The following is a 7400-nucleotide window of genomic DNA, read 5'->3' on the forward strand; positions in this document are numbered from 1 at the left end:
CGCCGGGATCGGGGCGGGGAGCGGGCCGGTGTCGCGCAGCGGGGCCGTGCGCGGCGGCGGCGAGGCGAGCGTGAGCGGGGTGCGGCTCCAGCCGTCGTAGGGGACGCCGAGGCTGCCGTAGAGGGAGGCGCCCGCGTCGTAGAACCCGGCGACCAGGCAGAGTTCGGTGCGCTGGCGCGGCGACAGGAAGTACAGGCGGCGCCAGGTGTCGTCGCCGATCCGCTGGTCGGTGTACAGCTCGTCCACGGCCCGCAGCCGCGCGACCTGGCGGGGCTCCCAGCCGTCGGCGTCGGGGCCCAGGGCGATCCGGCGCATCCACGCCCAGTCGCGGCCCAGCGCCCGCTGGACGTTGGCGTGGTGGCCCCACTCGTAGTAGCCGCCCGCGTTCCACGACGCCCGCAAGATCACCAGCTCGCGTTCGCGTGGTTTCAGCGCCAGCGCCGGATAGGACGCCAGATAGAGCGGGAACAGCGCCGAGAACAGCCGGGGATGGCGCACCAGCACCGCGCCGGCCGCGGTCGTTGGCGGGAACCACGGCAGCGGCAGCGCCGGACGGAGCCGGGGCATGCGGGGGAGGGGCCAGCGGGTGTTGACGGACGGCCGGGCGGGATCGACGGGCACGGGCACGTTCCTTCGCCTGGAGGGAGGCTGGGAAACCAGTCTGATTCTAGGACCTAAACTGAAAGGTAGCCCTGAACGTCCAGCGGAGGTTTCTGATCATGACCGTGGCGAATGCCATCGGTGAGCCCTGTGTCCTGCTCAAGCTCGGCGAGATCGTCCTCAAGGGCAAGAACCGCCACCAGTTCGAACAGCGGCTGCAGAACAACATCCGCAAGGCCGTCGCCTCGACCGGCGAGAAGATCGACCTCTGGCAGCGCTCCGGCGTGATCGTCATCCGGGTGCCGGGGGCGGACGCCGAGCGGGTCGAGAAGGTCGCGCAGCGGCTCGAGGACGTCATGGGGATCGTGATCGTCCACCGGGTGTGGAGGGTCGACAAGACCGTCGAGGCCACCACGCAGGCGGCGCTGGACGTCGTCGCGCAGCATCCGCTGACGGCGGGCGGCGGCTCGTTCGCCGTCCGGCCGCGCCGCCGCGACAAGCGCTTCCCGGTGACCAGCGCCGAGCTGGGCGTCTCGGTCGGCTCGGCGATCAACGTCAAGTTCGGGCTGCCGGTCAATCTGAAGCGCCCCGACATCACGGTCTCGATCGAGGTCGACCGCGACGAGGTGTTCGTGTACACCGACGGCCCGCTCGGCCAGGGCGGCCTGCCCGTCGGCTCGTCGGGCCGGGGCCTGGTGCTGATGTCGGGCGGCATCGACTCGCCGGTCGCCGCCTACCGGATGATGCGGCGCGGCCTGCGCGTCGACTACCTGCACTTCTCGGGGATGCCGTTCACCGGCCCCGAGTCGATCTACAAGGCTTACGCGCTGGTCCGCGAGCTGGATAAGTTCCAGGGCGATTCCCGGCTGTTCGTCGTCCCGTTCGGCAAGGCCCAGCAGCAGATCAAGGCCGCGGGCGACGACCGTCTCGCGATCATCGCCCAGCGCCGTCTGATGCTGAAGACCGCCGAGGTCCTCGCCGACCGCCGCAGGGCCGGCGCCCTCATCACGGGCGACTCCCTGGGCCAGGTCGCCTCCCAGACCCTGATCAACATGACGGCCCTGGACGACGCCGTGGATCTCCCGATCCTCCGCCCCCTGGTCGGCATGGACAAATCCGAGATCATGGATCAGGCCCGCCGCGTCAAGACCCTCTCGATCTCCGAGCTCCCCGACGAGGACTGCTGCTCCATCCTCGCCCCCCGCCGCCCCGAAACCGCCGCCAAGATCGCCGACCTCCGCCAGATCGAAAAGCGCCTGGACGCCGAAGAACTAGCCGAACAACTAGCCAACTCCCTCCAAGAACACCACCCCACCTACGGCTCCGACTGACCCCGTGGGAGGCGCTCTCCGGGGGCGTCGCTCCGCTCGGATCGCGCTCGGTTCGTCCGACGCCGGGTCAGGCGGAGGCCGTCGCGGAGGTTGAGGGCCAGGAGCGTGAGGTTGACGGCGCCGGCGGCCAGCTCGACGGCTTGGAGGGCCCAGAAGAGCGTGCCGAAGTCGCCGTCCGCGGCCAGGCCGGCCAGGGCGAGGGCGGTCGGGACGAGGACGAGCACGCCGTTGGCGGCGATGAACGGCATCCGGCGGCGTTTCGCGACGACGAGCCGGGCCGTGGATCCGGCCGACAGGCGGAAACCGCTGGCGCCGGTCAGCACCAGGGCGGGGATCAGGACGAGGAACCCCCAGGGGATCGTCTGTTTGACCTGGGTGACGGCCGGTTCGGAACCGCTGAGTTCGGCGGCCGCCGTCGCGACCCAGAACGTCAGGATCGTGGCGAACGCCAGAAATCCGGCGATCGGATGGGCGCGCTTCAGCATGACGCCGAGCCCTCAGGCGGCGCTTCCAGGCCGGTGATCACCCGGGTGAGCAGCGCCAGAAGAGTCCGGGATTCCTCCTCGGACAGCGGCCGAGTGGCCTGCCGGTTGACGTCGAGGGCGGCCTCGGTCAGGACGGGCTGGAGGTCGCGGGCCCGCCCGGTCAGCGTGATGTGGGAGCGGCGCCGGTCGGCGGGGTCGACGGTCCGCTCGATCAGGCCGTCGCGTTCCATCCGTTTGAGGGTGTGGGCCATCGTCGACTGGTCGATGCGGACCCGTTCGCAGAGCTGGTTCTGGGTCACGCCGTCCTCCGCGTAGAGGGCGAGGAGCTGGGCGAACTGGCCGGGCACCACCCCGTGCTCGGCGATACGGACGCGCAGCGCCTGCTCCAGCAGCCGCGCCAGATGGTTGACCTGGTACCCCAGCGATTCATGCCGATCGATCGGTGCACGGAGTTCATTCATGACGCCCCCTGAAATAGATGGCTTGCCATGAGAATATATGGCAAGCCATCTATGTGGAAGGTCCGGCCACGTCAGGGAACCCAGCGGACGGCGTAGTCAGGACCCAGGGTGTAGCTGATACCGGTGGTGGTCTCCTGAGCGGTGCCCATGGGGGGCGGGCCCACGAACTGGAGGGTGGCCGTGACGGTGGCGGCGGGTGCGAGATCGGCCTCCGTGAAGGTGCCGCAGCCCGTTTTCTTCTTGAACAGGATGTTCTCCTCGTCGGAAAACTGAGCCAAGAACCCGACCGACGCGCCGCTGTCCGTGACGGGACGGAACGCGGTGCGGGCCAGCGTCCGGTCGAAGGATTCCTTGGCGATGGCCGTCGTTCCCGTGTTGTGGAGGGTCACATGGGCGCACACCACCTGCCCCGGCCAGTCGGTGGTGAGGCGTTCGAACTTGGTGACGGTCACGTCCAGGAGGCGGGCGCCACCGTAGGGGACCCGTTGGAGCGGGACGTGCGCGGTCTCGCCGACCTTGAGCACCGTGCCCGCGGCCGTCGCACCGGGGATGCCGGACGGCCCTGAATTCTTGAAGATCAGAACCGTGATGATCAGCACGATCGCGAGCGCCGCGACACCCATGAGTGCAGTACTCAACCTGGCCTTCGTCCCGCGCGATCCCCGGAGACCGGACGGCAAAGCCTCGAACGCGGGCGCTGTGAGACCGGGGTCGGGCAGCGTGGACTCGTGGAGGCGAGGGGCAGCGCCGGGCGACGGCGAGAGCGACCGGGACACGTCCGCCGACGCCGACGCGGGTGCGGGCACGGGCGGCGGGGGCGGGGTTGGCGCGGGCGCGGGAGGTGGTGCGAAGGCGGGTTCCGTCGGGGGAGTGAGTGACCGGGCGGTCTCCTCGGCCGAAGACGGCCTGGTGGCCGGGTCCTTGGCGAGCAGCGCGACGACGAGGGCGTCGAGATGCTCGGGGATCTCGGGACGGCGTTCACGCGGCGGCACGGGTACGGTCTCGAGCTGCTGATAGAGCACCGAAGCGAGCCCATCGGACGGATCGATCCAGGGCGATCCGGTCAGCAGCGAGTAAAGCAGGCAGCCCGTCGCATAAAGATCCGTCCGAGGGTCGGCCCGCGCCCCCCGGAACTGCTCGGGCGCCATATAGAGCGGAGTCCCCGCCAGCATCCCCGTGCGGGTGATGCGGGTGGCGTCCGACAGCCCCGCGATCCCGAAGTCACAGAGCTTGATCCGGCCGGACGGCAGCAGCATCACGTTCGCGGGCTTGAGATCGCGATGGATCACACCCGCCGCGTGGGCGGTGGCGAGGGCGTCCAGCAGACCCTCGGCGATCGCCGTGACCTGGCCGATCGGCAGGCCGGACGGGTGGGAGCGGAGCAGCGCCTCGAGGTCGGACCCCTGCAGCAGCTCCATCACCAGGTAGAGCAGACCGTCCTGCTCATCGATGTCGAAGACCGTGGTGATGCCCGGGTGGCTGATCGCCGCCGCGATCTCGGCCTCACGCCGGAACCGCGCGACACTCGCCGCATCGGCATGCTCATGAACGGGAAGCAGCTTGACGGCGACGTCCCTATTGAGCCGACCGTCCCGGGCACGCCACACCTCACCCATCCCGCCCCGCCCGAGCAGGCCGGTCAGCCGGTAGCGTCCGCCGAGTTCGAGCCCCTCGCGCACGCTGCCTCCCCGAAGACGATCCGCACATTCCACCAGATCCCCGACCCTCCCGGCAGCCCCTTCACACAGCATGATCGTGTCGAGCAGTGCCAAAGCGACCCTTTGACGGCGCCGAAACGGTCACTTCGCCGCAGCTCGACACGATCAACGCAGGCACCTCACCTGAGCGGCACGGTGAGCTCGGTGAAACGCCCCTCAGCGTCCATCACGATCCGCCCCGTCTCACGACCGTGAATCTTCTCGTGCTCCTCACGCCGCGCCAGACCGAGGCGAATACGGACGATCCCGGCGTACACCAGCAGCGGAACGGCAAAGACCGCGACCCGGAACGTCCACGTGACCGCGTACAACGACAGATGAAAATGGAACGCGAACTGGTCGTTGGCCGCCGCCCCCCACAGCACCACATAGAACGCGACCAGCCCACCCCCCGTCGCCGCACGGTCCATCGGAAGCCTGCGCGACAGCCACGGATAAACCGCCAGAAAGGCGAAGAACACCCCGGGCACCAGCACCGCAGGAACCAGGACGGCCAACGTCAGCGGCCGCCCGAACACCGACGGCTCCCACCCCGGCATGATCCGGATCGCCCCGTCGAGGAAGCCCAGATACCACCCGGGAACAGCACCCGACGTCGTGTCACCCGGCCGGGACGGCCCAAGCTTCCAGATCGGGTTGATCTGCACCGCGGTCGCCAGCGCGCAGAGCACCCCGCACACCGCGAAGAAGAACGCCGCCGAGTGGCGCGGCCGCTCCCGTAGCTCCCGGACAGCGAGGAGCCCCGCGATGACCAGCGGCAGCAGCAGATGCGCCCAGTACATCCGGTCGATGATCTGGCTGCCGGGGATCCCGTCGCCGAACAGCCAGAACGCGAGCCGGGTGCCGATCAGCGGGATCGACTGCAGGACGCCCTGCAGCAGGCCGAGGCTGCCGCCCGACAGCAGGTCGTCGGGGAGGATCGTGCCGCTCAGCGCGGCGACCATGGCGAGCGGCAGCAGCGTCACCCACAGCAGCCAGTGCCGGAAGTGGCCACCGAAGAACTTCGCCAGCAGATGCAGGCAGATCGCGGCGACGAACAGCAGCGCCGCCCAGTGGTGGAGTTGCCGCATCAGCAGCCCGCCGCGCACGTCGAGGCTGAGGTGGACGGTCGAGTCGAAGGCGTGGCTGACGGGGACGTCGCGCAGCGGCAGGTACGCGCCGTCGTAGGGGACCGTCGTCATCGAGGGGTCGTAGAACGCCGTGAGGTACGCGCCGGTGGCGAGGAGCACCACGAAGGAGTACAGCGCGATCTGGCTGAACATCGTCCGGAGCGGGTTCATACCTCTATGACAAACCCGCCCGCGGGAACGTGACATCCGGGGGGTGTGACGCGCGCCTCGTCAGTCTTCGAGCAGGCCTTCGGCACGCAACTGCAGGGCGAGCACCTCGATCGGAGGGTCGGGGTCGAAGTCGGACGGGCGCGGCGTCTCCGGGCCGTCCGGGCCGAGCCTGGCCACCTTCTCCAGCCGGACGACACGCCAGTGCCGTCCCTCGACGTGCACCTGGTGCAGCCGTGCCGCCGTCAGCAGATGCGCGGCGTCGGCGTAGGCGGTGAGCAGGGCGGGACCGGGATGTTCCAGCACCGGCAGCACGTTCAGCAGGTAGTCGGCGAGGGAGTTGCGGGCGTGTGTCGGGGTCGGGCACGCGGCCGTCGCGGCACGCCACCCGTCATGCAGGTATTCGGCGATCGAGAACGCGGGACGCATCGGATGCAGGATCGGGTGGGTGGCGGCCGCGCGGTGCGCGTCGTTGAGCGCCTCGTGTGACAGGAAGGTCGGGCGGGACAGTGCCGCGACGAACTGGGCGGCGAGCTCGGGTTGCGGCGGCGGGAACGCCGGCAGGATCTCGTCCGGGTGGGCGTAGGGGACGCGCGGGTCGAGGTCGGTGGGGCGCGGCGGTTCCGGTTCGGTCTCGTTGACGCGCAGCACCTGCTCCACCCGGATCACCCGGAACCGGCGCCCCGCGACGGTCAGTTCGTCGTGCCGTTCCCAGTCGAGGATCCGGGCCGCGTCCTGGTAGTCGGGGTCGCCGCGCAGGTCCCGCAGATGGTTGGCGAGGTCGTCGCGGCTGCACTGCGGGGTGGCCTCACCGAGGCTGAGCACCCGCCACCCGTGCGGCGTCTCCTCGGCGACCCCGAACATCGGCCCCGCCAGCACCATCAGCGGATACTCCCGCTGAGCCCGGAGCGCGTCCTGGGCGGCGACCGCGCGGACCGGGTCCGCCAGGTCGGCGAGGTCACGTGGCAGGGCGTCGTCGTCCATAACCCCCCATGGTGCAAGCCAACCGAAAATTCCGCAGTCAGATCGCCGATTTATCCCCAGCGCGTCACCCCGCCCTCTCGTCCGGCAGGGATCCTACCGACCGTCCTTGACGAGGAGGGCCAGAGAAGCGGCGACGAGGAGGAGGCCCGTCCAGCCTGCGGGGGTGAGGTGTTCGCCGAGGAAGGCCAGGCCGATGAGGGCGGCTACGGCTGGTTCGGCGAGGGTCAGGGTCATGGCGGTGGCGACCGGGACGGTGCGGAGGCCGCGGACGTAGAGGAGGTAGGCGCCTGCCGTGGTGATGACGCCGAGGTAGAGGGCGACGGTGAGGCCGGGGGCGGTCAGGATCCAGCCGGTCGAGCCGGCGGCGAACACCGGCAGGAGCAGGAGGGCGGCGAGGCCGAAGGTCGCGCCCGCGACCTGGCGTTCGCCGTGGCCGCGGCGGATCAGCGCGGCGACACAGCTTCCGTAGATCGCCCAGGTCAGGCCCGCCAGCAGCGCCAGGCCGATGCCGAGGGGGTCGGCGTCACCGCCGCCGCCGAGCAGC

Annotated in this window: 8 protein-coding genes; 1 reads left to right on the top strand and 7 read right to left on the bottom strand. The window is 70.2% G+C overall.

Annotated features, from left to right (window positions below; all coding sequences use genetic code 11):
- A partial coding sequence (locus ACYVE7_RS25425) for a carboxymuconolactone decarboxylase family protein (protein WP_460367901.1) occupies window positions 1–621 on the bottom strand: 621 nt, incomplete at its 3' end.
- A 98-nt stretch (window positions 622–719) separates the two neighbouring features.
- On the opposite strand from ACYVE7_RS25425, the gene thiI reads away from it, so the two are divergent.
- Window positions 720–1931, top strand: a complete 1212-nt coding sequence (thiI, locus tag ACYVE7_RS25430; protein ID WP_460367902.1) for a tRNA uracil 4-sulfurtransferase ThiI — start codon at window positions 720–722, stop codon at window positions 1929–1931.
- On the opposite strand, the gene ACYVE7_RS25435 is transcribed toward thiI, so the two are convergent.
- The 6 genes from ACYVE7_RS25435 to ACYVE7_RS25460 form a co-directional block, all read right to left on the bottom strand.
- Window positions 1916–2416, bottom strand: coding sequence for a hypothetical protein (locus ACYVE7_RS25435; RefSeq protein ID WP_460367904.1), 501 nt, complete (start codon window positions 2414–2416; stop codon window positions 1916–1918). The two genes, thiI and ACYVE7_RS25435, sit on opposite strands and share 16 nt — an antisense overlap.
- Entirely contained in the window at window positions 2410–2877 is a 468-nt protein-coding gene (locus ACYVE7_RS25440) for a MarR family winged helix-turn-helix transcriptional regulator (RefSeq protein ID WP_460367906.1), read from the bottom strand. Before ACYVE7_RS25440 ends, ACYVE7_RS25435 begins: the two co-directional genes overlap by 7 nt.
- A gap of 71 nt (window positions 2878–2948) precedes the next feature.
- Window positions 2949–4556 (bottom strand): serine/threonine-protein kinase, encoded by a 1608-nt coding sequence (locus tag ACYVE7_RS25445; protein ID WP_460367909.1) that lies wholly within the window; start codon window positions 4554–4556, stop codon window positions 2949–2951.
- A gap of 158 nt (window positions 4557–4714) precedes the next feature.
- Window positions 4715–5875: a cytochrome b gene (locus tag ACYVE7_RS25450; protein ID WP_460367911.1), complete on the bottom strand. Its 1161-nt coding sequence runs from the start codon at window positions 5873–5875 to the stop codon at window positions 4715–4717.
- 60 nt (window positions 5876–5935) lie between these two features.
- On the bottom strand, window positions 5936–6856 hold the full coding sequence (locus ACYVE7_RS25455) for a DUF5954 family protein (RefSeq protein ID WP_460367913.1): 921 nt from the start codon (window positions 6854–6856) through the stop codon (window positions 5936–5938).
- Window positions 6857–6949: 93 nt separating this feature from the next.
- Window positions 6950–7400 (bottom strand): EamA family transporter (locus tag ACYVE7_RS25460; RefSeq protein WP_460367914.1); only part of this gene is annotated, 451 nt, incomplete at its 5' end.

Source organism: Actinocorallia lasiicapitis (genome assembly GCF_054778695.1).